19 protein-coding genes are annotated in these 25,262 nt (G+C 71.5%); 8 read left to right on the forward strand and 11 right to left on the reverse strand.

The window, feature by feature from the left end; translation table 11 throughout:
* Positions 1 to 28 precede the first annotated feature (28 nt).
* Both RM479_RS04800 and RM479_RS04805 read right to left on the reverse strand, forming a co-directional pair.
* The gene (locus tag RM479_RS04800; protein WP_311510510.1) at positions 29 to 883 is read right to left on the reverse strand and encodes a hypothetical protein; all 855 of its coding nucleotides are present in this window, start codon (positions 881 to 883) and stop codon (positions 29 to 31) included.
* Between the two features lie 145 nt (positions 884 to 1,028).
* Positions 1,029 to 1,754, reverse strand: coding sequence for a phage tail family protein (locus RM479_RS04805; protein WP_311510511.1), 726 nt, complete (start codon positions 1,752 to 1,754; stop codon positions 1,029 to 1,031).
* A gap of 387 nt (positions 1,755 to 2,141) precedes the next feature.
* Here RM479_RS04805 and RM479_RS04810 point away from each other — a divergent pair, with 387 nt between their 5' ends.
* Positions 2,142 to 4,745: an ATP-binding protein gene (locus RM479_RS04810; protein ID WP_311510512.1), complete on the forward strand. Its 2,604-nt coding sequence runs from the start codon at positions 2,142 to 2,144 to the stop codon at positions 4,743 to 4,745.
* A complete protein-coding gene (locus tag RM479_RS04815; protein WP_311510513.1) occupies positions 4,726 to 5,403 on the forward strand; it encodes a response regulator in 678 nt (225 codons plus the stop codon). The genes RM479_RS04810 and RM479_RS04815 overlap by 20 nt, the downstream gene beginning before the upstream one ends.
* Before the next feature lie 10 nt (positions 5,404 to 5,413).
* On the opposite strand, the gene RM479_RS04820 is transcribed toward RM479_RS04815, so the two are convergent.
* Together RM479_RS04820 and RM479_RS04825 are read right to left on the reverse strand one after the other, a co-directional pair.
* Positions 5,414 to 6,346 (reverse strand): aminoglycoside phosphotransferase family protein, encoded by a 933-nt coding sequence (locus RM479_RS04820; RefSeq protein ID WP_311510514.1) that lies wholly within the window; start codon positions 6,344 to 6,346, stop codon positions 5,414 to 5,416.
* A gap of 352 nt (positions 6,347 to 6,698) precedes the next feature.
* Positions 6,699 to 7,376, reverse strand: a complete 678-nt coding sequence (locus RM479_RS04825; protein ID WP_274809131.1) for a sirohydrochlorin chelatase — start codon at positions 7,374 to 7,376, stop codon at positions 6,699 to 6,701.
* Positions 7,377 to 8,197: 821 nt separating this feature from the next.
* On the opposite strand from RM479_RS04825, the gene RM479_RS04830 reads away from it, so the two are divergent.
* From RM479_RS04830 to RM479_RS04840, 3 genes are all read left to right on the forward strand, one after another.
* Positions 8,198 to 9,013 (forward strand): nucleotidyltransferase domain-containing protein, encoded by an 816-nt coding sequence (locus RM479_RS04830; protein WP_311510515.1) that lies wholly within the window; start codon positions 8,198 to 8,200, stop codon positions 9,011 to 9,013.
* A gap of 43 nt (positions 9,014 to 9,056) precedes the next feature.
* Complete coding sequence (gene def, locus RM479_RS04835) at positions 9,057 to 9,611, forward strand: peptide deformylase (protein ID WP_311510516.1); 555 nt, start codon at positions 9,057 to 9,059, stop codon at positions 9,609 to 9,611.
* A gap of 200 nt (positions 9,612 to 9,811) precedes the next feature.
* The gene (locus tag RM479_RS04840; protein ID WP_311510517.1) at positions 9,812 to 10,798 is read left to right on the forward strand and encodes a coiled-coil domain-containing protein; all 987 of its coding nucleotides are present in this window, start codon (positions 9,812 to 9,814) and stop codon (positions 10,796 to 10,798) included.
* On the opposite strand, the gene RM479_RS04845 is transcribed toward RM479_RS04840, so the two are convergent.
* The 3 genes from RM479_RS04845 to RM479_RS04855 all read right to left on the reverse strand — a co-directional run bounded on the left by RM479_RS04845 (position 10,785) and on the right by RM479_RS04855 (position 15,051).
* Complete coding sequence (locus tag RM479_RS04845; protein WP_311510518.1) at positions 10,785 to 11,972, reverse strand: MFS transporter; 1,188 nt, start codon at positions 11,970 to 11,972, stop codon at positions 10,785 to 10,787. The two genes, RM479_RS04840 and RM479_RS04845, sit on opposite strands and share 14 nt — an antisense overlap.
* Before the next feature lie 32 nt (positions 11,973 to 12,004).
* Positions 12,005 to 12,781: an alpha/beta hydrolase family protein gene (locus tag RM479_RS04850; protein WP_311510519.1), complete on the reverse strand. Its 777-nt coding sequence runs from the start codon at positions 12,779 to 12,781 to the stop codon at positions 12,005 to 12,007.
* 83 nt (positions 12,782 to 12,864) lie between these two features.
* On the reverse strand, positions 12,865 to 15,051 hold the full coding sequence (locus RM479_RS04855; protein ID WP_311510520.1) for a CPBP family glutamic-type intramembrane protease: 2,187 nt from the start codon (positions 15,049 to 15,051) through the stop codon (positions 12,865 to 12,867).
* 181 nt (positions 15,052 to 15,232) lie between these two features.
* On the opposite strand from RM479_RS04855, the gene RM479_RS04860 reads away from it, so the two are divergent.
* Complete coding sequence (locus RM479_RS04860) at positions 15,233 to 17,383, forward strand: elongation factor G-like protein EF-G2 (protein WP_311510521.1); 2,151 nt, start codon at positions 15,233 to 15,235, stop codon at positions 17,381 to 17,383.
* A 1-nt stretch (position 17,384) separates the two neighbouring features.
* Here RM479_RS04860 and RM479_RS04865 read toward each other — a convergent pair whose 3' ends face one another.
* Both RM479_RS04865 and RM479_RS04870 read right to left on the reverse strand, forming a co-directional pair.
* Positions 17,385 to 18,107 carry a M48 family metallopeptidase gene (locus RM479_RS04865; protein ID WP_311510721.1) on the reverse strand — a complete coding sequence of 241 codons (723 nt, stop codon included), beginning with the start codon at positions 18,105 to 18,107 and terminating at the stop codon, positions 17,385 to 17,387.
* Positions 18,108 to 18,194: 87 nt separating this feature from the next.
* The gene (locus tag RM479_RS04870; RefSeq protein WP_311510722.1) at positions 18,195 to 19,931 is read right to left on the reverse strand and encodes an amidohydrolase; all 1,737 of its coding nucleotides are present in this window, start codon (positions 19,929 to 19,931) and stop codon (positions 18,195 to 18,197) included.
* A 549-nt stretch (positions 19,932 to 20,480) separates the two neighbouring features.
* Here RM479_RS04870 and RM479_RS04875 point away from each other — a divergent pair.
* Positions 20,481 to 21,638 (forward strand): acyltransferase family protein, encoded by a 1,158-nt coding sequence (locus RM479_RS04875; protein ID WP_311510522.1) that lies wholly within the window; start codon positions 20,481 to 20,483, stop codon positions 21,636 to 21,638.
* A gap of 76 nt (positions 21,639 to 21,714) precedes the next feature.
* Here RM479_RS04875 and RM479_RS04880 read toward each other — a convergent pair whose 3' ends face one another.
* Positions 21,715 to 22,656 (reverse strand): CDP-alcohol phosphatidyltransferase family protein, encoded by a 942-nt coding sequence (locus RM479_RS04880; RefSeq protein WP_311510523.1) that lies wholly within the window; start codon positions 22,654 to 22,656, stop codon positions 21,715 to 21,717.
* A 227-nt stretch (positions 22,657 to 22,883) separates the two neighbouring features.
* Here RM479_RS04880 and RM479_RS04885 point away from each other — a divergent pair, with 227 nt between their 5' ends.
* Positions 22,884 to 24,323, forward strand: a complete 1,440-nt coding sequence (locus RM479_RS04885) for a GuaB1 family IMP dehydrogenase-related protein (RefSeq protein WP_311510524.1) — start codon at positions 22,884 to 22,886, stop codon at positions 24,321 to 24,323.
* 61 nt (positions 24,324 to 24,384) lie between these two features.
* Here the strand turns inward: RM479_RS04885 and RM479_RS04890 are convergent, their stop codons facing one another.
* On the reverse strand, positions 24,385 to 25,161 hold the full coding sequence (locus RM479_RS04890) for an endonuclease V (RefSeq protein WP_311510525.1): 777 nt from the start codon (positions 25,159 to 25,161) through the stop codon (positions 24,385 to 24,387).
* Positions 25,162 to 25,262 lie beyond the last annotated feature (101 nt).

The raw sequence follows: 25,262 nt of genomic DNA on the forward strand, positions 1-25,262 counted from the left end.
GGTCCCCGGAGCCGGTGGATCCGAGCGCTCACACCCGTTCGGCGGTACGGGAGAGCCGTCGTTCGACCTGGCGGGCGAAACCGTTCAGGAAGTCGATGGCCTCGGCGTCGTCCATGCTCTCGGGGACGGGGTAGTCGATCGCGATCTGGGTGTTGACGTCGAGGAAGTAGGAACTGCCCGTCCGCTCCCCCTCGTCGAAGTCGAACGAGTAGAGGACCGTCATTCCGGACTCGCCGGCGCCGTTGGGCTCCCACGCGAGGACGGCCTCGTCGTTGCGACCGCGTTCCCAGTCCTCCACCGTGTCCTCCATCTGCTCCCGCACCTCCTCGAACCCATCGAGGTAGACCTCGTGGTCGTACAGGGCGACGTCGACGCTGAGCAGCCGTGAGTCATCACGGTCGGTGACGGCGCAGGAGATCCTGCCGAGGTAGCCCTCCTCGGCCGTGTCGGAGTACCAGTCGGAGTCCTCGGCCGAGAGGAACTCCCCCTCCGCCCGGGGCCGGTCGGCGTCCGGAACGGTGTCGACCACCTGGGAGGGCAGCAGCTCACGACAGGAGGGCAGCTCGCCGTAGGGGCGTCCGCCCAGGGCGTCCCAGGCGACGAACCCCAGCAGGCCCGCCACGAGCACACCCGCGAGCACGCCGGCGCCGATCGCCCATCCCCTGCGGGAACGGCGCGGCGGCCCGGGCGGGCCCACCGGCGGGTAGGGGCCGCCGGGATACCCGCCGCCGGGCGGGGGTGGCGGCGGTCCGGGCGGCGGGAACCCGCCGGCGCCCGGAGGCGGGCCGAACCCGGGCGGGGCGGGAACGCCGCCGGGCGCGCCGGGAAAGCCCGGGCCGCCGGGTCGGCCGGGAAAGGAAGGGTCGTCAGGGGGATACGTCATCGGTTCCGCGGCGTCCGTCCGGGGCGGACGGACGCCGCACCTCCTCACCGGGGGTTCGTCGTCTCGGGGGACGGGTCAAGGGGACGTTCTCACGGATGGATACCCACCGGCCGCGGGGACGGATCACGCGAGGGGCCTGTCCGGCTCAGGCGACCGTGCCGGCGCGGCCGAGGCTCCTCTCCACCTCGCCGCCGAGCGAGCGGACCGCCCGCATGGCCTCCTCCGTGTCCAGGGCATCGGGGTCGAACATGTAGCCGACGGTCACCGCCAGGTTGTCCACCAGGTAGACGTTCACGGCCATGCCCAGGGAGAGGTACTCGGACTCGTCGGAGAAGCCGACCACGACACCGTTCTCACCGGCGGAACTCGGGCCCCACATGGCGTTGGGGAGTTCCTCGTCATCGAAGGTGAGCGTGCCCGGTTCGCCCGGGGCCAGATCGTCCCGCAACCCCGCCAGGTGGTCGTCCATCTCCTCGGCGCGGTCCCGCCAGGTGTCGCCCGCGGGATCGAACACCTCGACGGAGACCATGAAGCCCATGAAGGCCTCCTCCGGGTCCGGGGTGATCTCGCAGGAGAGGTCGCCGTGTTCGTCGTCGTCGGGGTCGAATCCCCCGCTGACCGTGAGCCCCGTGCTCCCCACCACGGTCTCGTACCGCTCGACGTCGAAGATCTCGTCACAGTCGGGGAAGGAGACGTACTCCTTGGAACCGGTCAGCGCCAGGGTCAGGCCGATGCCGACGATCAGCACCACCGCGCCGGCGATCGCACCGCCGACGATGAGCCCCGTGCGCCCGGGCCTGGACGCCGGCGCGCCCGGATACCCGCCCTGGGGGAAGGGGCCGCCCGGTGGGAAGGGACCCTGCGGCGGCATGCCACCCGGTCCGCCGGGGAATCCGGGGCCGCCCGGCGCGGGGGGCGGGGCCCACCCCTGCGGGGGTTGCCGCGGATATCCGCCCTGCGGGGGACGGGCTCCGGCACCGTAGGGGCCTGGGGGGCGCGGTGTGCCCGGCGGGGGGTACCCGCCCTGGTTCGGGTCCGCAGGACCGTGGGGCGGCTGGACCGACATCGGTGGGGCTCCAGAACGGATCGATCGGGGGAACGGGCGGGGAACCGCCCTCTTCATGACACGGCGCTCCGTGCGATCCACGAAGCGCGACCACAGGCTTTCACGGATTCCCCGCGCGTCCCGGGCCGGAAGGGCCTCCGCGTGCGGCCGGTAGCGGCCACGCGCACACCCGCCGAGGGCGACAATGGACCCGTGGGACGAGGAAAACTCCGTGTCTACCTGGGATCGGCCCCCGGGGCGGGCACCACGCACAGTGCCCTGGCCGAGGCCGGGAGGCGGGCCGCGGACGGTGCGTCCGTGGTGGTCGCGGCGGTCGACACCCAACGCCGGGAGCGCACATCGGCGCTGCTCGACGCGTTGGAGACGGTCCCCCTCCACCCTTCGGGATCGGTCGACACCGCGGCTGTGATATCTCGCACACCGAAGCTCGCGGTCGTGGACGACCTCGCCCGGCCCAACCCGGCCGGTTCGCCCAACCCGGTCCGCTGGCAGGACGTGGAGGAGCTCCTGGAGGCGGGCATCGACGTCCTGTCCACCGTGGGCATCCACCACCTGGAATCGCTCAACGACGTCGTTCACCAGATCACCGGGGTCCGCCCCGACCGGACCGTCCCCGATCACGTGGTGCGCCGGGCCGCCGAGATCGAACTCGTCGACATCACCCCCCAAGAACTGCGCCGACGCATGGCGCACGGCGACATCCACCCCGCCGAACGGGTCGACGCCGCCCTGTCCGACTACTACCGCGAGGGCAACCTGGCCGCGCTGCGCGAACTGGCGCTGCTGTGGACCGCCGACCAGGTCGAGGCGGGGTTGGCCCGGTACCGGGGCGAACACGAGATCCGTCGCACCTGGGAGGCCCGCGAGCGGGTCGTCGTCGCGCTGACCGGCGGCCCCGAGGGGGAGACGCTGATCCGACGCGCGGCCCGGGTCGCGGCGCGCTCGCGCGGCGGGCATCCCCAGCCCAGCCACCTGTTGGCCGTGCACGTGATGCCCCCGAACGGAATGGCGCGGGCCCCGGGCGACGACCTGCTGCGCCAGCGCCGGCTGCTCGCCGAACTCGGCGGTACCTACCACCAGGTGGTCGCCAACGACGTGCCGACGGGGCTGCTCGAATTCGCGCGGGGGGTGCACGCCACACAGATCGTGCTGGGTTCTTCCCGGCGGCGCGCCTGGCAGTACGTGCTCGGTCCGGGCGTGGGCGCCATCGTCGCCCGCGAGTCCGGGGACATCGACGTGCACATCGTCACCCACGAGGAGGTGGGCAGCGGTCGCTGGCCGCTGCCGCCGCCGGGGCGGGGGCTGGGCGAACACCGCAGGATCGCGGGGTGGTCGCTGGCGCTGCTGGCACCCGCCCTGATGTCCCTGGTCCTGGCGCTGCCGTTGTTCTCCGACGGCGCCGCCGACGCGACGCTGCTCCTGCTCATCACGGTGTCCACGGCGGCGGTGGGGGGTCTGCGCCCCGCGTTGGTGTCGGCGCTGTGGAGTGCGATCCTGCTCACCGCCCTGCTGTCCCCGTTGCACGGGCGACCGCCGGTATCGGTCGACAACGTGCTGGCGCTCATCGCGTTCACGCTGGTGGGGACGTTGGTGGCGATGGTCGTGGAGATGGCCGCCCGGAGTGCGGCACAGGCGGCCCGGGCCCGGGCCGAGGCCGACGCCGTGACCCTGCTGGCGGGCAGCGTCCTGGCGGGCAACGAACCCCTGCACGCGCTGTTGCGGCGTATCCGGGAGACCTTCGGACAGCGCTCGGCGACGCTCTTGGAGCGGGTCTCCCCCTCCCCCGAGGGCGACTCCGGCGACGACGAGGGCGAACCGTTGGACGGCGAACGCTGGCGTCCGGTGCACGGCGTCGGAAGCCCGGCCGCCGACTCCCCCGAGGAGGCGGACGTGCTGGTGTCGATCTCGGACACGTTGGCACTGGCGCTGCGCGGGCGGGTGCTGCCGGCCGCCGACCGGGGGGTGCTGCGCGCGTTCGCGGCGCACATCGGGATCGCTCTGGAGCACCAGCGGCTGGAGTGGGACGCGGCGGAGGCGCGGCGGCAGGCGGCGGGCAACCGGATCCGCACCGCCCTGTTGGCCGCGGTCTCCCACGATCTGCGGACCCCGCTCACCTCCATCAAGGCGAGCCTGTCGAGCCTGCGGGCGACCGACCTGGCGCTGACGGAGGAGGACCGGGAGGAACTGCTGGAGACCGTGGAGGAGTCCACGGATCGGCTCAACCGACTCATCGACAACCTGCTCGACATGAGCAGGGTGCACACCGACAGCGTGCGCCCCAAACTGTGCCCGGTGGGCCTGGAGGAGGTCGTGCCGATCACCCTGTTGGGGTTGCCGGCCGACGCGGTGACGGTGGACGTCCCCGACGGCCTGCCCCGGGTACTGGCCGACGCCGGTCTGCTGGAACGGGCGGTCGCCAACGTCGTCGCCAACGCGGTCCGGTACAACCCGGACCCGCGCGTGCCGGTGCTGGTGGCGGCGAGCGCGCACGGTGACAACGTGCAGTTGCGCGTGGTCGATCGCGGGCCGGGCGTTTCCGACGAGGGCAAACAGCGGATGTTCGAGGCGTTCCAACGGCTCGGGGACGCGCCCCAGGGGACGGGGGTGGGTCTGGGGTTGGCGGTCGCCCGTGGTTTCGTGGAGGCGATGCACGGCACCCTCGCCCCGGAGGACACCCCGGGCGGCGGTTTGACGATGGTGTTCACACTGCGGGCGGTGGAGCCGGGGGTCGACGGTTCCGGCGGAGACACGGACGACGAGAGCGTGAGGGGGGCCGATGCGGGTCCTGGTCGTTGACGACGACATCCAGATCATCCGGGCGATGAAGATCAACCTGCGGGCGCGCGGGCACGACGTGGACACCGCGGGAGAGGGCGCCGAGGCCCTGCGGTTGGCCGCCGAGCGGCACCCCGACGTGGTCCTGCTCGATCTGGGGCTGCCCGACATGGAGGGTCTGGACGTCATCCGTCGGCTGCGCGGCTGGTCCCAGGTCCCGATCATCGTGCTGTCCGCACGGCATTCGGCGGGTGAGAAGGTGCGCTGTCTGGACTCCGGCGCCGACGACTACGTCACCAAGCCGTTCGGGATGGACGAACTGTTGGCCCGGATGCGGGCGGCGGAACGGCGGTCGGTGCGGGGTGAGGAGGCGCCGGTGGTGCGCACCGCCTCCTTCAGCATCGACCTGGGCGCCAAGCGGGTGCTGCGCGACGACGAGGAGGTGCGGCTCACCCCCACCGAGTGGCACATCCTGGAGATCCTCGCCCGCAACGCCGGGCAGTTGGTGAGCCAACGCCGGTTGCTGCACGACGTGTGGGGTCCCGCCTACCAGAGCGAGACCAACTACCTGCGGGTGTACATGGCGCAGTTGCGGCGCAAGCTCGAACCCGACCCCGGGCGGCCCCGGTATCTCATCACCGAGGCGGGCCGGGGGTACCGGTTCGAGAACGCGTCCTGACCCGGCCGGGTCAGCGGATGGCGTAGGGCCTGCCCTCGGCGAGTTCCATGAGGACGTCGAACTCGTCCGTGCCGGCGTGGCCACGGTTGACCTTGGCGACGGCCTGGCAGGGGGCGAAGGCGCGCACCCACGCCATCACCCGGTCGGCGTCCACCCCCATGACGGCGGCGAGGGCGGTCACCCGGCGCTCCACCTCGTCGAGGTCGGTGACCTTCCACACCGCCCAGTCCACCGCGTCCACGGCCCCGTCGCCCAGGCAGCCGCGCGGGTCCACGGCGACCAGGCCGCGGGGTCCCCCGTCGATGACGTTGCCGGGGTGCAGGTCCCCGTGGACGGGGACGACGTTCTCCCGGCCGTTGGCGAGGTCCCGGGCGCGCGCGAACCCGCGGTGCATCACCGAGGCGGGCACGACGTCGGCGGCGGGGCCCTCGTTGCGTTCGCGCTCCCACTGGTCGAAGACGAACTGGACGCGGGAGGTCAGCGGCGGCAGTTCGCGGATCCGGGCGGGTGGCGCCTCGACGGAGTGCAGGGCCGCGATGAGCGATCCGACCGTCTCCATGTCGGGGACCGTACCCCCGGCCGCGACGGTGTCACCCTCGATGCGCTCCATGAAGACCGCGCCGCACCGGGGATCCAGACCCCGGACCTCGGGGACCCGACCGGAGGGGGCCCACAGGCGCAGGAGGCCGGCCTCGGCGACGATCAGTCCGCTGTCCGGGGAGAGCTTGACCACGCCCTTGCGGCCGTCGACGTCCAGGACGTGGAGGACCACGGAGGTCCGGCCGTGGGGCGCGGGTCCCTCGACGGTCAGGCGCCACTCGGCGGCGAGTTTCTCGATGATGGCGGGCAGTTCTGTCAGCCATTCGCCGACGTGGACGCCGAAGCGCCGTTCCAGACGCCGGCGCTGCCGGTCATCGACGAACTGCTTCGTGACGTCGTTCATACATCCACCTTCGGTCAGCTCACGTCGATGCCTGTCGAGGTCGAGCCCCCGATCCGCGCGAGCGTGTTCGGGGCCCGGGCCGATACCGGTTCGTGTGTGCCGTCGACATCGGCCGCGCGGTCGTGAAGGGGCCGCGTCCAGGCGTTCGGTGCTCCGCCGGCACCGGCACGGGGCGAGGCCGCGTGCCGTGGGTGCGGGGAGTTCCCGCCCTAGGAGCACATACCCATCCCGTCGAAGGGGTAACGGTCTCGGGCCGCACCGGGTCCGGTTCGGCCCGTCCGATGACCCCATCGCCGCCCCGCGGATCCGTGATGTCGCTCCGGGTGGGGCCGGCGCGCTCGTTCGGCGTGTCTCAGGCCAACCTCCCCTTGGCGGCCCGGTGCTGGGCCAGGAGCGTGTCGACCACCAGATCCGACGGCCACAGCGGCGCGGTGATCGCGGTGGCGTCGAGTCCCCGCAACAGGTCGAAGTCGGGGCCGTCCACGAGTCTCCAGGCGGCCACGGCCACCTTGTCCTGTCCGTCGCGACGCAGACGGTCGACGGCGTCGAACACCGAGGGCGCCCAGGTCCGCAGGTAGCCGACCTGGACCGGGGAGTTCAACCGGCGGCTGAGCATCCGCGCCACGTCCATCACGACCTGGCGTTCCTCGGTGCCGGTGGTGCCGTCGGCGGCCAGGACCACGCCGTCCTTGACGCTCCACCCGGAGTCGGAGAGTCGGGTGGCCAGGTCGGCGACGATCGAGGGCACCGCGCCCAGGGGCGGGGTGTGACAGGAGTTCTCCAGTCGACCGAGGTCGAGACGGGAGAGGAGGTGGGCACTGGCCACGTCGCCTCCGGCGACGAAGGCCGGGACGACCACCTTGGGACCGCGCACCGAGCGCAGGGCGGCGGCGACCTCGGTGGGGCTGCCGAAGGCGGCCTTGACGGGCGCCTCCCCCCGGTTAGCCACCGCTTCGGCCAGGCCGCACAGGGCCTCCCTTCGCTGGGCGTCACGCGAGTCATCGGCTACGAGGACCATCGTCGGGACCATGCGAGGCTCCTTCGTCGTCTTTCGGATCACTGCCGTTCTCCGGCGAGAGTAAAGGGGCACAGTTTCAGGGGAGTGGCCCCGTGTTACGCGCAGGAAAACAGCGGACAATGGCTGTGATGGTTATCGCCAGAGGATCTCTTGGTGAACCATAACAATCGCCGAAAAACCGGGGCGTGTCCACTTCCCCGAACCGTGGTCTACACCTCACCGAATCCGTTATGGGGACGGGGTTTCGCGCACCCCGGGACCCCACTTCCCGGCGGGCCTGCGCAGATGCCCCGGAAACCGGGGGACACACGGCACTACCGGCCGGTAGGACATGACGAACGACACCCCCGATCAGACCATCGGAGGGCATCCTGAAATGTACCGGATAGTTCTCTGGAGAAATCCGAGGCAAAGAAATTCTCATGCATTCGCCTCGTGCGGATGCACGTGCCGCAGAATGTGCGCCACGACACTGCCCGATATGAAAGCACCAATGGCACCGGGTACCGATTCGTCACGTAACGTCCAGGCTTGTCCGTGACACGGAGCACACAGAAGCCGTTTCTCACATCACATGGTCACATGTCAAGGGTGTGTGCTCCCTTTTTCGAACCTGGACCGCGCACCACCACCGTGTAGGGACAGGGTGCGAGTGCGGCGCGATCACTTGCAATCGGCCCGAAGGGGCACTCACACTGAGAAGTGGAACACGGGTGTCACCACAGGCCCGGGGGTCGCACACGCCACTTCCGGCACACCGATCGCGGAGCCCTCCCCCGCGCTTCGCGAGTCGTGTTCCACGGAAGCACCGTATTCGTCAGACTGGAGTGAGCATGGCCGTCCACCCTCGGGTACGGACACTCGCGCAGACCTTCCTCGACCACACCGACCGGGCCGCTCCCGGCCTGGTCGAGGGCCTCTACCTGACGGGTTCGGTCGCCCTGGGCGACTTCCGTCCGCACACCAGTGACGTCGACTTCGTCGTCGTCACCGCCGCGCGCCCCGGACCGGAGGAGACCGAGCTGCTCCGGCACGCCCACGCTCGGACCCGCGTCGACGTCCCCCGCCCCCAGTTCAACGGCATCCACGTCACCTGGGACGACCTCATCCACGACCCGGCCTTCTGCGGCCCCGTCGCCTCGGTCACCGGCGGCCGGTTCCGCACCCGCGCCACCGCCGACGTCAACCCGGTGACCTGGCACACCCTCGCCCGGCACGGGGTCACCGTGCGCGGCCCGCACCCGCTCGAACTCGACGTCTGGGACGAGCGCGAGGTCCTGCGCACCTGGTCGCTCGGCTCCCTCGACGAACACTGGAGCCGCTGGCGCGAGAAGGCCGGTCGACTGGTCACCCCGCGCGGCCTCGCCGCCCTCGGCTCACTCGCGCCGTCCTGGAGCGTGCTGAGCGTCAGCCGCCTGCACTTCACCCTCAAGACCGGGGAGATCACCTCCAAGTCCGGCGCCGGCGCCTACGCCCTGCACGCCTTCCCCGAGCGATGGCAGCGCATCGTCAACGAGTGCCTGCGGGTCCGCCGCGGCCCCCATGCCCCCTCGCTGTACGAGAACGCCCTGGCCCGCCGCCGGGCCGCCCTGGACTACATCGAGATGGTCCTGGACGACGCCCTGCGCCCGGGCCTGACGACCGCCTGACCGGCCCGGAACACCCGTGTGGCGCAGCGACTACCCTGTGGGCATGACCATGCGCCCCATCGTCCGCTTCGGCGATCCCGTTCTCGTCACCCCGACCACGCCCGTCACCAAGTTCGATCGGCGCACCGAAGCCCTGGTCGAGGATCTGCTGGACACCGTGGAGGCCCCCGGCCGGGCCGGTGTCGCCGCCACGCAGATCGGGGTGGGCCTGCGCGTGTTCTCCTACAACGTCGAAGGGCGCATCGGCTACGTCATCAACCCCGAGCTCACCGAACTCTCGGAGGAGACCCAGGAGGGCGAGGAGGGCTGCCTGTCCATCCCCGGGCTCTGGTACCCGACACGGCGGGCCATGCACGCCACCGTCACCGGGGTCGACCTGCGCAACGAACCCGTCACCGTGTCGGGCGAGGGCCTCATGGCGCGGGCCCTCCAGCACGAGACCCAGCATCTGGACGGGGTGCTCTACATCGACCGGCTCACCCCCGAACTGCGCAGGCGGGCGCTCCGCGACATCAGGCGTTCGGACTGGTTCATGCCCACCGATCCGGTGTCGTCCGGCGATGCCCGACTGCCGAGCGCGTTCGGTGGCGCGGGCTGAATCGGACGAATCCGGTCGCTCCGGTCCTCCGGTACGGGTATCTTCGGACACATCCCCGCGCACTCCCCCACAGTCACGTGAGTCAACGCACTAGGCATGTAACGCCAAGATCTCATAAGGTCTGCTGAGCATCCTCCGTCACGGCGCCCCCTGCGAGAGGCCGCGCCGCCGGATGCCCCCAGACCCTTCTCGGAGCAGACATGACATCCACGCCCCGTTTCCGGCGCGGTAGGCGAGCCGCGCTGTCCCTCTCCACCGCCGTCGTCGCCCTCCTCGTCGCGCTGCCCGGCACCGCCCTGGCCGAACCCGATGACGACGAGGTGGACATCGAAGAACTGGAGCGGCGCGCCGAAGAACTGGAGGAGACCTACCAGGGCGAACTGTTGCAGTTCACGGAGATCAAGGATCGGGTCGAAAAGGCCGAGGAGGACCTGAAGGACGTCGAAGAACGTCTGGACGCCTCACGCTCCGGGGTGTCCACCATCGTGGCCACCCAGTACAAGAACAGCAGCAACGGGTTCGACCCCTCCTTCTCGGTGATCTTCTCCAGTTCTCCCGAGGACCTGTACGGCGACGCCGCCACCCTCAACTACCTCGGGCAGAGCCAGGCCGAGCAGATCTCCGGTCTCCTGGACACCCGCGACGAGGCCCAGGAGATCCGCGACGAGCTCGAAACGGAGCTCAAGGACGCCGACGACCTCATCGACGAGCTCGAAGAGAAGAAGGACGAGGTCGCGGCGAAGATCAAGAAGTACGAAGAGGAGCAGGTCCCCGAACCCGAGACCGGGACCGGCGGGGGCGGCGGCACCGGCGGCATCCCGCAGAGCGCCGTCGGCAGCGGTTGGGAGCAGACCACCCCGCGCATGGCCGCGGTCCGCGACGAGATCATCCGCAACGTCGGTGTCCCGCTCCCCGTGGGCTGCTGGCGCAGCAGCGCCGACGACCACGGCGAGGGTCGGGCCTGCGACTTCATGGTGAGCTACGGCACCCACCCCACGGCGGACAACAAGGCGTGGGGACAGCGGATCGCCGATTACGCGATCAACAACGCCGACCGGCTCGGCGTGGAGTACGTGATCTGGGAGCAGCGGATCTGGCACTCGGCCAACCGGCAGTGGCGGTTCATGAACGACCGGGGCGACCTCACCCAGAACCACTACGACCACGTGCACGTCACGGCGTACTGACCCGGGCCCGGGCCAACGGCAGGACCGCCGCCAGGGCGATGACGGTGACCGCGAAGGCGGGACCGTAGCCCCAGAGCTGGATGAGCAGGCCCACGGCCATCGCCCCGGCTCCGGCCCCGGCGTCGTAGCCGATGTTCCACACCGCGCTGGCCCGACCCTGACCGGTCGGGCCGGCGCGGTTCAGCATGAGGGTGACGGCCTCGTTCTGGACCGCGCCGAACCCGAGCCCGAACAGCCCGGCTCCCACCAGAACGAGAACGGGCGTACCGTCGCCCCACAGACCGGCGGTGACCAGGGCGGTACCGCAGACCGCGGCGATCATGCCGGGCAGGAGCAACAGCGTTCGGCGGTGGCGGTCGTACAGCAGGCCGGCGCTCCACCGGCCGATCACGACCATCGCCGCGTAGGCGGCCAAGGCGGCGCCCACCAGCCATGGAGTGCCCTCCAGGGGCACCGCGACGAAGGTGACGATGGCGCCCGCCGAAGAGGCGGTCAGCAGCATCAGGATCAGCGGGGCGGCCAGGGAGACCCGCTCCGTCGGAGCCGTCCCGATACTGCGGGCCGCACGCAGCAGTGGGCGGTTGCGACCCCCGTCGGCGAACCAGATGCCCACCGCGAGGACGGCGCCCACCAGGGAGCACAGGCCGGTGATCCAGAAGACGGCGGTGAAACCGATGTTCAGGGCCAGGGCGACGCCGCCGGGCAGGATGAGGACCTGGGGCAGGCCGACCGCGAGCCCGTAGTAGCCGGTGGCACGGCCCACCTGGCCGGGTGGGACCAACCGGGCGGCAAGGGCGGTCCCAGCGACACTGACCATGCCGAAGCCCACCCCGCGGACCGCGGAGATCGCGATGAGGACGCCCAGGTCGGTCGTGAGGGCGAACAGGGGCGCGGGCAGACCCATGACGAGGGATCCCACGGGGAACGCCCACCGGTAGCCACCGCGTTCCAGCAGCCGGGGCATGGCGAGCTGGGTGAGAACCGTCGTGAGCATGAACGCGGCGGTGGTGCTCCCGGCGCCGAACTCGCCCGCGCCGCCCCGGATCGCCCACAGGGGGACCAGGGGAAGGACCGCTGCGAAACCGCACAGTCCGATGGCGGTGGCGGCGATGAGCAGGGCGAACCCCCGGCCTTTGAGGCCGGGTCCCGCTTCGACCGGCAGAGAAGGGATCATCCTCTCTTTGTAGCGCACAAGGGGCGTACCCGTCAGGCGGGAATCCGCTCTCGCAGCCAGGACCGCAGCCGGGCCCTCAGCTCGGGCGAGACGGCGCGTTCGGCGTGGCCCATCCCGGGGACGAGCCACAGTTCCTTGGGTTCCCTCGCCGCGTCGTGGATGGCGGTGGCGTGGGAGACGGGGAAGTAGGTGTCGGCCTCGCCGTGGATCACCAGTAGCGGGGTGGGCGCGATCTCGCCGGCGATCTCCCGGGGTTCGGCGGGCCGGACCTCCCAGCGGCGATCGGTGACCCGGACCTTGCGGAAGCTGCGCAGGAAGAACCGGCCGACAGCGCGACCGACGCCCAGGTGGATCAGGCGCATCCGGCGGGTGCCCCGGTAGTACCAGCGGCTGGGGCAGCTGATGGAGACCACGGCGCAGACCCCTCCGTGAACGGCGGCGTGGCGGACGACGACGGCGGCGCCCATGGAGAAGCCGACCGTCGCGATGGAGGTGTACCCGAGCCCGCGCAGGTGGGCGACGACGGCCTCCAGGTCGTGGATCTCGGCGTTGCCGACGGTGCTGTACCCGCCGGAGCCGTGATGGCCGCGGAAGTCGAAGGTCATGACGTCCGCGATGGAGACGAGCGACTCGGCGACCGCCCGGGTGTGGGGGCTGCGGTAGGTACCGGTGAAACCGTTGGCGAGCACGACGGCCGTGGTGCGCGGCTCGGTGCCGCGCAACAGGACGGCGTCGATGTCGACCCCGTCGGCGGTGGTGAGCCGGTAGCGGCGGGGTGTCGGCTGCGGATGGTCGATGGTGTCGGACACACCACCATCGTGCCCGATGCGTCCCCCGCGGAACACTCACGGGGGTGTGTCGGACACGACTCACGGAGCGGGGATCGACGGGGTCAGCGGTCGCCGTAGCGGCGGTCGATCCGCTCATCGGGGTAGAGGCGTCGGCCCTCTTCCTCGGCCGGCGCGTCGCCACCGAGGAAGTCCCCGAGGTCCCCGCCCTGTGCGCCCTCGCCGCCGGGCACGGGCCCGCCGTGCCCGGGTGTCCCCCACCGGGGCTCGGCGTGCCGGGGCCCGCCGTGCGAGCCGGTGCCGGCCTCGTCCCACGGGGGCGTACCGGCCCGGTCCTCGGCCCCGCCGGGAACGGGGCCGCCCCGCGCGGGAGTGTTCCGGGACCCGGCGTCCGGTCGCGGGCCGTTCCACGTACCGGTGCCCCAGGTGGCGGCGTCGGTGGGTGACGAGCCGTCGAAGGAAGGGGCGCCCTGCGCGGGCGTGCCCCACGCGGGCGCGGCGGGGTACGGACCGGACGCCCGGGAGGCGTCCCCCCCAGGAGCGGGGTCGGCCTGAGCGCCGAGGGGCCGCCCCGAAGGGTCGCCGTGGGCGGGCGGTCGCGTCCCGTACCCGGGACCGTCCGGATATCCGGTGCCGCCGAAGGAGGGCGTGCCCTGGCCCGGGGTCCCCCGTCCGGGGAGAGGCGCACTCCCCGAAGACCCGTCCGCCCTGTGCGCACCGGGGCGGTACTCATCACCGCCGAGCCCGGGGGCTCCTCGCGCAGGGGTGTTCCACGTTCCGGCGGAAGGGTGCGGACCGCTCTGCGCACCGGAGTTCCAAGAGGAGGCGTCCGCCCCGTGCGCACCAGGGCGGTAGTCACCGCCGCCGAGCCCGGGGGCTCCCGGCGCGGGAGTGTTCCACGTTCCGGCGGAAGGGTGCGCGCCCGCACCCCCGGCCGAGGGCCCCGCACCCGAGGACGAACCCCCGCCGTGGGAAGGCGTGCCCTGCCCCGGTGTTCCCCACCCGGGGAGAGGCGCACTCCCCGACGACCCATGCGCACCATGCGCACCGGGGCGGTACTCACCACCGCCGAACCCGGGGGCTCCCGGCGCGGGAGTGTTCCACGACCCGGCGGGCTGCGCACCCGGGCCGCGAACCGAGGGGTTCCCCTCCGTCGGCGGCGGCTCCGCGCCGCCGAGCGCGGGAGCGCCCTGAGCGGGGGCGTCCCATGTCGGCGCGGCGGGATACGGACCGGCCTCCCCGGCGGGCGGAGCCGGTCGAGCATCGCCCAGAGAGGGCGAAGGGCCACCGGGAACGGGCGCACCGGCTCCACCCGGGTACCCGGCGCCGCCGAGGGCGAGGGTGTCCCGGGCGGGTGCGAAGGGCGGGGGCGCGCCGAGGGCGGGGACGATCGGGTGACCGGCGCCGTCGGGGGTCTCGTCCGACCCGGAATCCGGGTCGTCGTAGGGCTCGTCCTCGTAGGGCTCGTCGTAGGCGTACGACTCCTCCCGCAGGGCCGCCGGGGGGAAGGCGAGCGAGCGCAGGTTCAACGCGATGTGCACCAGGACCGGAACCCACAGACTCCCCGTGCCCAGGTACAGCACCACGAACAGGGTGCCCGAGGCGCTCGCGCTGACCAGCCCCCACCAGCCCTGGTACAGGTAGGCCACGGCGAAGAGCAGCACCGACAGCACCGCGCCGATCCACAGCGGCACGCCCATGCTCGTCACCAGGACGATGAACAGTCCCCGGTAGAGCAGTTCCGCGCACAACCCGCCGGTCACCGCCACACCGATCGCGGCCGAGCGCTCGTTGCGGGTGTAGGGGATCAACAGCCACCGGTCGCGTTCCGGTTCGGGCAGCGACACCGGTCGGTCCGTGGCCGCGCGGCGGCCACCGGCGCGTTTGCCCTTCTTCGGCCGATCGAGCGCCCGTTTCGGCAACCGGTCCTTGATCTGCGCGGGCAGGCCGTTGACCATCACCCACAGCGCGCCGAGGGCGATCAGGCCGCCCAACGCGCCGCCCACCACCGGCCCCACCGCGTGCGGAAGCCGGAGGCCGAGGTCGGCGGCGGTCACCTGCGGCGAGGTGAACAGCACGACCATCACCAGCACGCCCCACAGCGCGTGCACGCCCATGGTCACCGAGTGCACCCGGACCAGCGCCCTGGCGTCGGTGTCCCGGCGTCGGGACAGCCACGCGAAGGCGCGCCTGCCCAGATAGGGCTCGCCGAACGCCGCGAAGAAGAGCAGCAGGACCGTCAGCAGGGTCCCCGCGAGGCTGAACTGAGGAAGTGTCTCGGACCATGGCACGGGGCAATAGTAGGGGTCCGAAACGAGTCATAGGGCACATGTCGTTTCCCGCGCCCGGATGACCTCTTGTGGTAATCCCGGCGAAGGGCGACCGTAGAGAGTGTCACAGGTCACATCGAGGACGGTGGCCGCCGCCCCGAGGTGACCCTCGCACGGAACCTCGGAGGGTTGGGCAGCAGGGATGGTAGATCGAACCGTAGTCGTACCGAGGGCCGATGGGCCCACCGCCATCCGCAACATCGCGCTGGTCGGCCCGACCGGCGCCGGAAAGACGAGCCTGGTCGAGGCGCTCCTCTCCGCCGCCGGCGCGATCCACCGCCCCGGCAGCGTGGAGGAGGGCACGACCGTCAGCGATCGTGACGAGGTCGAGATCCGTCAGAGGCGTTCGGTGCACCTGACGGCCAACCCCGTCATGGTCGGCGACGTCAAGGTCAACCTGCTGGACACACCCGGTTACGCCGACTTCATCGGCGCGATGCGCGCCGGTCTGCGGGGCGCCGACGCCGCGCTGTTCGTCATCTCCGCCCTGGAGGGCGTCGACGGGCGCACCCGGGTCCTGTGGGAGGAGTGCGCCGCCGTCGGCATGCCCCGGGCGGTCGCGGTCACCAAGATCGATCACCCTCGCGCGGACTTCGACGACGTCGTCGCCCAGTGCCAGGCCGCGTTCGGCGGCGGCGTCCACCCCGCCTACGTGCCCGCCTTCGAGGGCCCCCGGGAGGACCGCAGGCTCGTCGGCCTCTGGGGCCTGGTCTCCGAGCGCTACCACGACCACGACTCCACGGAGGGCCACGTTCCCCCCGAGGGCTTGGGCGACACCGCCACCGCGCTGCGGGAGATCCTCGTGGAGGAGGTCATCACCGAGAGCGAGGACGAGGTCCTCATGGAGCGCTACATGGAGGGCGACGCGCTCGACCCGGACCTGCTCATCGCCGACCTCCAGAAGGCCGTGGCCTCGGGGGGCTTCCACCCGGTACTGGCGATCAGCACCACCACCGGCGTGGGCGTGCCCGAACTCCTGCGCGAGCTGCCGCTGTCCTGTCCCGACCCCACCCGGCGCCCCTTCCCCCAGGTGACGTCCCCCACCGGTGTCCCGGTCCGGGGTCTGTCCTGCGATCCGAACGGCCCGCTGGTCGCCGAGGTCCTGGCGACGGCGAGCGATCCCTACGTGGGTCGCACCAGCCTGATCCGGGTGTTCTCCGGGACCCTGGACCCGGACTCGGTGGTCCACCTGCACGGCCACGGAGTCCCCTCGGGGCTGACCGGTTCGGACGAACTGGACCGCAGCGGCCGTGACGAGCGGGTGGGCGCCCTGTCGGTGCCGGTGGGCAGGGAGAACCAGCCGGTGGGCTCGATCGGCGCCGGCGATGTCTGTCTGGTGACGAAGCTTCCCGACGCGCGCACCGGTGACACCCTGTCCTCACCGGACCGTCCCCTGCGCGTGGCGCCGTGGCGGTTCCCCGAGCCCCTGTTGCCGGTGGCGATCACCGCGGCCTCCTCCGCCGACGAGGACAAGCTGTCGCACGCCGTGGCCCGGCTGGTGGCCGAGGACCCGTCGCTGCGGGTGGAGGTCAACCCGGAGACGCACCAGATGGTGTTGTGGACCTTGGGCGAGGCACACCTGGACGCCGCCCTGGACCGGTTGGAGCACCGTTGCGGGGTGCGCGTGGAGACCGGCGAGGTGCGCGTCCCGTTGCGCGCCACCTTCTCCGGCCCGGCCGAGGGCATGGGCCGCAACGTCAAGCAGAGCGGCGGGCACGGCGAGTTCGGCGTCTGCCGCATCAGGGTGGAGCCCCTGGAGTCCGGGGCGGGTCTGGAGTTCGTCGACCGGATCGTCGGCGGCGTGGTGCCGCGTCAGTTCATCCCCTCCGTCGAGAAGGGCGTGCGCGCCCAGATGGCGGACGGGGTCGACAGCGGGTATCCGCTGGTGGACATCCGGGTGACCCTCTACGACGGCAAGGCCCACTCGGTGGACTCCTCCGACATGGCCTTCCAGAAGGCGGCCCGGTCGGCGCTGAAGGACGCGGCAGCCACGGCGCGGTTGGCGATGCTGGAACCGGTGGACGTGATCGAGGTCGAGGTCGACGACGAGCTGTTGGGCACGGTCATGAGCGACCTGTCCGCGCGACGCGGGCGGGTGGTGGGCTCCGAGCCCGCCCCGGGCGGGCGGGCGATCATCCGGGCGGAGGTCCCGGAGCTGGAGATCACCCGCTACGCGGTGGAGCTGCGTTCCCTCTCCCACGGCACGGGCGTGTTCACCCGTCGCTACCTGCGCCACGAGCCGCTGCCCCCGCAGATCGCGGCGGCGCTGCCCGGTCCGCGCGAGGGCGCCTGAATCACAGGACGCGGCCGGGTCGGCCGCGGTCGGCCAGGGCCGCGAACCGGAACGTGTTCACCGGGTGGCTGGAGAGGAGGTTGACCAGCGTCACGAAGAACCCGGTGTCCGTGCGGGCCCGCTCGACGATGTCGTCGAAGTCGACCTCGGGGTACAGGTACTTGCCGGCGGCCAGCACCCGCATCCCCTGCACGCCCTCGGGGTGGAAGGCGTAGGCGTGGTTGTCGGCGGTGTACTCCTGGGCGCGCCCGAGGGTGCTGCCCACCCCCGGGATGACGTTGGCCACGGAGATCCCGAACTGCCGCCAGAACGACGTGTGCCCGGCGGCGATGTGGCCGACCTCGTGCCCGATGAAGAACCGCAGCGCGTCGGGGTCCGACAGGCGCCCGCCCACCTCGAACAGGTCGCTGTTGAGCGCGACGTAGCGACGCGAACCGTGCCCGGAGGCGAAGGCGTTGATCACGCCGTTGCCCAGGACGACGTACGCCTCCGGGACCCGCCGCATCCCGAAGGCCCGCGCCGCCTCGACCACCATCCGGTGCGCCTCGGGGAACTGGTGGGCGGTGACGCGCACCCCGTTGACCCGTTGGCGCGCGTACAGCTGGCCGCGCACGAAGTAGACCAGGGCCGGGATGCTGAGCAGCAGCAACGGCTCGTTGGGGTCGCCCGAGTAGGCGCGGCTGAGCGCGCCCAGCACCGCGAAGAGGGTCACCCCCACGCACATCACCAGCAGGGGGATCTCCCGCGGATGCCGCAGTCGGCGGACGGTTCGGGGGTCGCCCCATCGCCGTGGGAGGACCCCCACCGGCGGTCAGTGACGGTAGTCGGAACCGGGACGGTCGTCGTCCGGTCCGGGCGGGGGCGCGTGGTGGGCGCTGCCCTGGGGCGGCGGCCCGCCGAACGCCGGTCCCGCCGGGGGCCTGCGCGGTTCGTCGTCCTCAAGGAACGCGGCCATGTCCGCCGACAGCGTCGACTCCTCGACCTTCTCGTTGCGCCACTCCTCGCGCAGTTCCTCGTCCTGGGACTGGAACAGGACGCCCATGTCGGCGTCGTGGGTGGAGTCGGCCGGTTCGGGTTCGTCCCAGGAGGAGGCCAGGAAGGCGCTGTCGTAGGCCTCGTTGTGCTCGGTCGGCTGCCGGCGGTCCCCCGAGGGCGGTCCGAGCGGGTCGGCGGGCGGTGCGGGTGCCTCGTGGGCGCCGCCCAGGTCGGTGGAGGGGATCGGGATGGGCACGTCGTCCGGGACGGGGCCGGGGAACATCGCGCCCGACGGCGCGGGTTCGAGTGCTTCCTGGCGGTCCCGACCCAGGTAGGACAGGGCGGCGACGGTGAGCGCGGCCAGTCCGGCGCGCAGGGCCGGTTCCCTGGCGGGCGCGAAGAACGGCGAGTGGTTGCTGGGGACGTTGCCCATCTTCTCGTACGGGGTGCCGCCGGGGGCGGCCTCCCACACGTCGTGAGGGGTGGCGCCCACGAACCAGTAGACGTACGGGATGGGCCGCGGGTCGTCGGGCAGCCCGAGATACCCGAAGTCCTCGGTGGCCGGGGACGGGTCGGGCAGGTGGATGACGTAGGTGTCGCCGAAGTAGGCGCGGTGGGCGGCGGCCACGGCGTTGACGGTGTCGGGGTCGTTGCGGGTGACCCCGGCCCCCTGGAAGCGCTCGACCTCGGGCTCGCGGACGGCGCCGGAGGCGGCGGCCTCGGCGCGCACGATCCGTTCGATGGCCGTTTCGAGCCGTGCGGCGACGACCTCGTTGAGGGCCCGGGTGTTGATCTCCAGGTAGGCCTCTTCGGGGATGATGTTGGCCTTGGTGCCGGCCTGGATGCGACCGACGGTGAGCACGGCCATCTCGCTGGGGCTGATCTCGCGGGAGACCACGCCCTGGAGACGGGTGACGATGTTGGCCGCGATGAGGACCGGGTCGACGGTGGTGTGGGGCTGGGAGGCGTGACCGCCCTCGCCGTGGACCCGGATCCGGTAGGAGGCGGAGGATCCGAGGATGACCCCGGCGCGGTGGGAGATGAGGCCCGCGGGCTGGGGGCCCAGGTGCTGGCCGAGGATGACGTCGGGGCGGCCGAAGCGCTCGTACAGTCCGTCGTCGAGCATCCGCTGGGCGCCGTCGAGGGACTCCTCACCCGGTTGGGCGACGATCATCACCGTGCCCGACCATTCCTCCCGGGTCTCCGAGAGGAGGTCGGCCGCGCCGACCAGGCAGGCGGTGTGCGCGTCATGGCCGCAGGCGTGCATGACGGGGACCTCGTGGCCGTCCTCGTCGGTGGTGCGCGTGGTGCTGGCGTAGGGCAGCCCGGTCTTCTCCTCGACGGGGAGCGCGTCCATGTCGGCGCGGAGCATCACCGTGGGTCCGGGTCCGTTGCGCAGGAGGCCGACCACGCCGGTGCCGCCGACGCCCTTGTGGACCTCGTAGCCGGTGCGGGTCAGCCATTCGGCGACGCCGCTGGCGGTGCGGTACTCCGCGTGGGAGAGTTCCGGGTTCTTGTGGAGATCGACGTAGAACCCCTCCACGAGCGGGAAGAGCTCGTCGAGGAGTCGCATCACCACACCCCCGTGCTGGGCTGCACGGTTGGGGTCCACCGCGTGCGGCACGGTATTCCACCGCCTTCTTGATTCTCGACCGGGACTGTCGCGCCCGGTGGGCGCCACTGACGGCACAGCTTATCGACGTGACCGTCACGACCCCACACTGACACGTTCGTGCCGGTCCGCACCACTGCCGAGGACCCTGGGGTGCGGAGCGGTGTATCGGATGGGTTAGTGTCTGCACACGGAACGGCACCTTCCCGGCCCAAATGCGCTCACATGTCACACGAGCGCTCACGCCTCCCGCCCTCACCACCGGCCCGGGAGAAATCGAGAGAACTTCCCGCCGATCCGTGAGAACCGCTGGCACACATCCTTACATCACAGTAAGGTAACGCAGCACAGTCGATTCACCCGGTGCCCCCCTCGCGCGCCACGCGGCACCGACCCCCTCCCCCCGCCCCTGACGGCGGAGCCCGTTCTCCGCTCACATGGAGCAAGGAGGGGAACACCCACAGTCCCTGAGAAGTCCACCGACCCCGGAGTCCACTCGTGGCCTCATCCATGACCAGACCGGAAACCGACCGTACGGAGCCCGGGCTCGGCGCCAAGGCCCCGGCCGAGAACGACACCGCGGCGGGGGCCGGCCGGGCCCCGCGACGCGACGCCCGCCTGGACAACGCCAAATTCCTCCTGATCGGGCTGGTCGTCGTCGGCCACGCGATCGAGCCGCTCCGCGACGTCGGGGCCGTCAGCGCCCTGTACTACTGGATCTACTTCTTCCACATGCCCGCGTTCATCCTGATCAGCGGGTACCTGTCGAGGTCCTTCGACGGTTCGTCCAACCGTGTGGAGAAGCTGGTCCTGACCGTCGCGGTCCCGTACCTGATCTTCTGGACGATCCACCAGTCGATCTACACCGTCGAACGCGGTGGGCTGCCCGACTCCCTGTCGGTGCTCAAGCCCACCTGGACCCTGTGGTTCCTGATCGCCCTCTTCCTCTGGCGGCTCAGCGTCCCGGTGTGGAAGCGGCTGCGCTGGCCTGTGCTGGTCGCGGTGCTGATCTCCCTGTTCGCCGCCACCACCAGCCTCAGCGACACCCTGTCCCTGGGCCGGGTCGTGAGCTTCCTGCCGTTCTTCGTCCTGGGACTGAGCCTGCGCCGGGAGCACTTCGCCCTGCTGGACGCGCTGTGGGTACGGCTGACCTCCCTGGTGGTCCTGGGCGCCACCGCCGCGCTGGCGGTGCCCATCTCCGACCGGCTCAGCCGCGACTGGCTGTTCTGGCGGGACAGCCTGACCGACCGTGACATCGACCCGCTGATCCCCAGCATCGGCATCCGGCTGGCGTTCATGGGCCTGGCCCTGGCGATGACCATCGCCTTCCTGGCGCTGACCCCCAAGCGGCGGACCTGGTTCACGGCGCTGGGCGCCTACACCCTGTACATCTACCTGGGGCACTCCGTGGTGCTCATCCTCTTCAAGGCGTCCCCCTGGTACGACGTCATGAACAACCCGGTCGGGGCCGTGGTCACCGTCCTCGTCGCCGTGGGGCTCACCCTCGCGCTGTGCGCCCCGTGGGTGCGCGCGGGCATGCGCTGGGCCGTGGAACCCCGGCTCACCTGGTTCCTCAAGCAGGACGACCGGGGCGCGGACGCCGACAAGACCGCGTCGGCACCGGAGGCGAGGGACGAGAAGAGGAACGAGCGGACCTCGGGGGTCTGATCCCGGTTCTCCGGCTCCCGACACACGAAAAGGGCGGCGCGCGTCGTGCGCACCGCCCCTTCGTCGTGTCCGGGGGTCAGCTCCCGCCGAGCGTCGCCCCGGCCCCGACCGCGCCGGCCGCGATCAGTTCACGGCGGCGCTCCTCGAAGCGCCGGGTGTCCTTCCACAGCCTGTACACGAGCACGACCTCGAAGAACCCCAGGGCCAGGATCGAGAACACGGCGATCGGGAGGATCAGGCTGTGCACCGGGGTGAAGAGGGAGAGCAGGATCGTGATCGGCGCGACCACGCACAGGAACATCTCGTACTCGATGCCGCTGAACAGGTGCGGGCGCACCCGGTGGCGCAGCAGGAAGGCGCGGGCGCGACCGTAGATCCCGCGCGGCGCCGGCGCGTCGACCCGGCCGGGGGCGTCCGACATCGCGTCGTCCTCGGGGCTGGCGTCGCCCGGACCGGCGGCGGCGTCGGCGCGCAGCCGGTCGGTGTCGCCGACCAGCTCGGCCAGGGAGCGGTTCATCCCCCGGCGGGTCTTGGCGACCTGGGAGCCGTTGAGGTAGCGCAGCAGGTCGAAGAAGACGATGACCGGGGCCGCGATCAGGTAGGCCGCCTGACCGGTGACGATCCACTGGCCGACGAGCAGCGCCATCACGCACATGAAGAACCGGATGCGGTCGAACACGAAGTCGACCCAGGTGCCGAAGACCGATCCGGTGCCCTTCAGCCGGGCGATCTTGCCGTCCATGCAGTCGAGTACGAAGCTGAGGTGGAACAACAGCGCGCCGGCCACCAACCAGACCCACTCCGCCCCGATCCCGGAGGCGGGCATCGCGAAGCCCACGGCCGAGAGCAGGCCGAGGATTCCCGCCCCGGCGGTCAGCTGATTGGGGGTGATGTCGGTGCGGTTCGCGGTCCAGACGACCAGTCGACCGGCGAGCGGGTCGACCAGGAAGACCGTCCACCAGGCGTCCTTGGCCTTGTAGGTCTCTTCCTTCACCTGCGCGAACGTGAAACGCGGCATGCGTGTGTCTCCATGGAGGGACGCCCCGACCTGCCGGTTTTCGACAACACGCTGCCAAGACCGGGGAAGGGCTGTTTCGGCGGGAATCGAGTCATCATGCCAGATGGGGTGTCGTGCGGGCCAATCGATGACGGCATACTTGACTGGTAAGAGGGGGATCAACAGGCGGCCGTGTGCACTGGCACAGGAGGGTCCACCCCCTTCGGTCTCGACCGAGGTATGAGACATTGCGTTTTCTCAATGACCAGGCGCCCCAGCAGGACCTGACCTACAGCGACGTGTTCATGGTCCCGAACCGGAGCGCCGTCGGATCCCGGCTCAGTGTGGACCTGTCCTCTCCGGACGGTACCGGCACGACCATTCCACTCGTGGTGGCGAACATGACGGCGGTGGCCGGCCGCCGGATGGCCGAGACCGTCGCCCGGCGCGGCGGCATCACGGTGATCCCGCAGGACATCCCCATCGACGTGGTCTCCGACGTCATCGCCTGGACCAAGCGACGGCACCTGGTGCACGACACCGCCATCACCCTGAACCCGGGCAGCACCGTCGGTGACGCCCTCAACCTGCTGCCCAAGCGGGCGCACAACGCCGTGATCGTCATCGACGAGGACCGCCGTCCCATCGGTGTGGTCACCGACGCCGACTGCGCGGGCGTCGACCGGTTCTCCCAGCTGCGCGACGTCATGTCGAGGGAGCTGGTGACCATTCCGGCCGACACCGACCCCGAGGCGGCGTTCGGGATCCTGCACGACTCCCGGCACCGGTTGGCGCCCGTCGTGGACGGCGAGGGCGCGCTGGTGGGCGTGGTCACCCGTACCGGGGCGCTGCGCTCCACCCTGTACAAACCGGCCGTGGACGACCTGAACCGGCTCCGGGTGGCCGCCGCCGTCGGCATCAACGGGGACGTCGCGGGCAAGGCCTCGGAGCTGTTGGAGGCCGGGGTGGACACCCTGGTCATCGACACCGCCCACGGTCACCAGGAGAAGATGCTCTCCGCGATCGCCAAGGTGCGCGCCCTGTCGCCCTCCGTGCCGATCGCGGCGGGCAACATCGTCACCGCCCGGGGCACCCGTGATCTCATCGAGGCGGGCGCCGACATCGTCAAGGTCGGTGTGGGCCCGGGTGCGATGTGCACCACCCGCATGATGACCGCGGTGGGCCGGCCCCAGTTCTCCGCCGTGCTGGAGTGCTCGGCCGCCGCGCGCGAACTCGGCGGGCACGTGTGGGCGGACGGCGGCGTGCGCCACCCGCGCGACGTCGCCCTGGCGCTGGCCGCCGGCGCGTCCAACGTGATGATCGGATCCTGGTTCGCGGGCACCTACGAGTCGCCCGGCGATGTCATGCGCGACGCCGAGGGACGCCAGTACAAGGAGAGTTTCGGCATGGCGTCGGCGCGCGCGGTGCGCCTGCGCACGGCCGACGACTCGCCCTTCGACCGGGCCCGTAAGGCCCTGTTCGAAGAGGGCATCTCCACCGGCCGCATGTACCTGGACCCGGAAAGCCCCGGGGTGGAGGACCTGATCGACCAGATCATCGCGGGTGTGCGCAGCTCGATGACCTACGCGGGCGCGAACTCGCTGGAGGAGTTCCACGAGCGGGCCGTCGTGGGCGTGCAGAGTTCGGCGGGTTACGCCGAAGGACGTCCGGTGCACACCAGCTGGTGACCCGGACCTGTCGTGCGAGGGGAGGCGCCGGGCGCCTCCCCTCTCCGCGTTCCCGCGGCCCTCACTCCCCGTGCGCCCGCCGGGCCGCCAGGGTCTCCTTGCGGTGCTCACCGCAGAGACGGTCGGCGTGCCGCACGGGCTCGGGCACCCGATAACGCGGTGACAGACGCAGCACCAGGTCGGCGGCGCCTTCGAGGTCGACCCGGTGACCGACGGAGACATAGACGGGTTTGACGCCGGTGCGGGTGCGCAGGACGCGTCCGATCACCTCCGCCCCGTCGGCGGCCAGGGCCGCGGAGTCGGGAACGATCTCGGAGCGGCCGGCGACCATGGGCGTCCACGAGCCGCGTTCGTCGCCGGGCACGGAGTGCCTGCCGTAGAGCACCGACTTGGCGGAGCCCACGACCGGGAGGTCGAGGAGGACGCCCAGGTGGGAGGCGACCCCGAAGCGGCGCGGGTGGGCCAGGCCGAACCCGTCGCACAGGTACACGTCGGGCGTGGTCCGCAACCTCCCGAGGGCCTTCAGCACCGGCGGCAGTTCCCGGAAGGAGAAGAGCCCGGAGATATAGGGGAAGGACACCTCGGAGTCGATGGCGACCGACTCGACGACCTCCAGGGTGGCCACGTCCACGACGACGGCCGCTGCCGCCAGCGCCGTGTCGTCCTTGGCGTAGCTGACGTCGAGGCCGGCGATCGTGCGCACCGACGCGGCGTCGAGGCGTTCCTCGCGCACCAGGGCCGCCTTGCGCCGTTGCAGGGCCACGGCCTCCCTGGGGTCGCTCGGCCAGTTCTCCGGGTCGTCCAGGATCCGACCGACCCGTTCGGCGATGTCCGACACCCGACGCCTCCCCTTCCCTCCGACTCATCCCATCGACGACGGGACCCGTTCCACCCCATCCAACCGCACGGGTGTCCCGGCCCGGCCGAGGAGCACGGGGC

The organism is Nocardiopsis lambiniae, from assembly GCF_031845465.1.
GTDB lineage: Bacteria > Actinomycetota > Actinomycetes > Streptosporangiales > Streptosporangiaceae > Nocardiopsis > Nocardiopsis lambiniae.

Excerpts from the sequence above, each read along its gene's own strand:
- RM479_RS04800 (WP_311510510.1), bottom strand. The coding sequence starts at position 883 with ATGACGTATCCCCCTGACGACCCTTCCTTTCCCGGCCGACCCGGCGGC.
- RM479_RS04805 (WP_311510511.1), bottom strand. The coding sequence starts at position 1,754 with ATGCCGCCGCAGGGTCCCTTCCCACCGGGCGGCCCCTTCCCCCAGGGC.
- RM479_RS04815 (WP_311510513.1), top strand. The coding sequence starts at position 4,726 with ATGCGGGTCCTGGTCGTTGACGACGACATCCAGATCATCCGGGCGATG.
- RM479_RS04820 (WP_311510514.1), bottom strand. The coding sequence starts at position 6,346 with ATGAACGACGTCACGAAGCAGTTCGTCGATGACCGGCAGCGCCGGCGT.
- RM479_RS04825 (WP_274809131.1), bottom strand. The coding sequence starts at position 7,376 with ATGGTCCCGACGATGGTCCTCGTAGCCGATGACTCGCGTGACGCCCAG.
- RM479_RS04830 (WP_311510515.1), top strand. The coding sequence starts at position 8,198 with ATGGCCGTCCACCCTCGGGTACGGACACTCGCGCAGACCTTCCTCGAC.
- def (WP_311510516.1), top strand. The coding sequence starts at position 9,057 with ATGACCATGCGCCCCATCGTCCGCTTCGGCGATCCCGTTCTCGTCACC.
- RM479_RS04840 (WP_311510517.1), top strand. The coding sequence starts at position 9,812 with ATGACATCCACGCCCCGTTTCCGGCGCGGTAGGCGAGCCGCGCTGTCC.
- RM479_RS04845 (WP_311510518.1), bottom strand. The coding sequence starts at position 11,972 with ATGATCCCTTCTCTGCCGGTCGAAGCGGGACCCGGCCTCAAAGGCCGG.
- RM479_RS04860 (WP_311510521.1), top strand. The coding sequence starts at position 15,233 with ATGGTAGATCGAACCGTAGTCGTACCGAGGGCCGATGGGCCCACCGCC.
- RM479_RS04865 (WP_311510721.1), bottom strand. The coding sequence starts at position 18,107 with ATGTGCGTGGGGGTGACCCTCTTCGCGGTGCTGGGCGCGCTCAGCCGC.
- RM479_RS04870 (WP_311510722.1), bottom strand. The coding sequence starts at position 19,931 with ATGCGACTCCTCGACGAGCTCTTCCCGCTCGTGGAGGGGTTCTACGTC.
- RM479_RS04875 (WP_311510522.1), top strand. The coding sequence starts at position 20,481 with ATGACCAGACCGGAAACCGACCGTACGGAGCCCGGGCTCGGCGCCAAG.
- RM479_RS04880 (WP_311510523.1), bottom strand. The coding sequence starts at position 22,656 with ATGCCGCGTTTCACGTTCGCGCAGGTGAAGGAAGAGACCTACAAGGCC.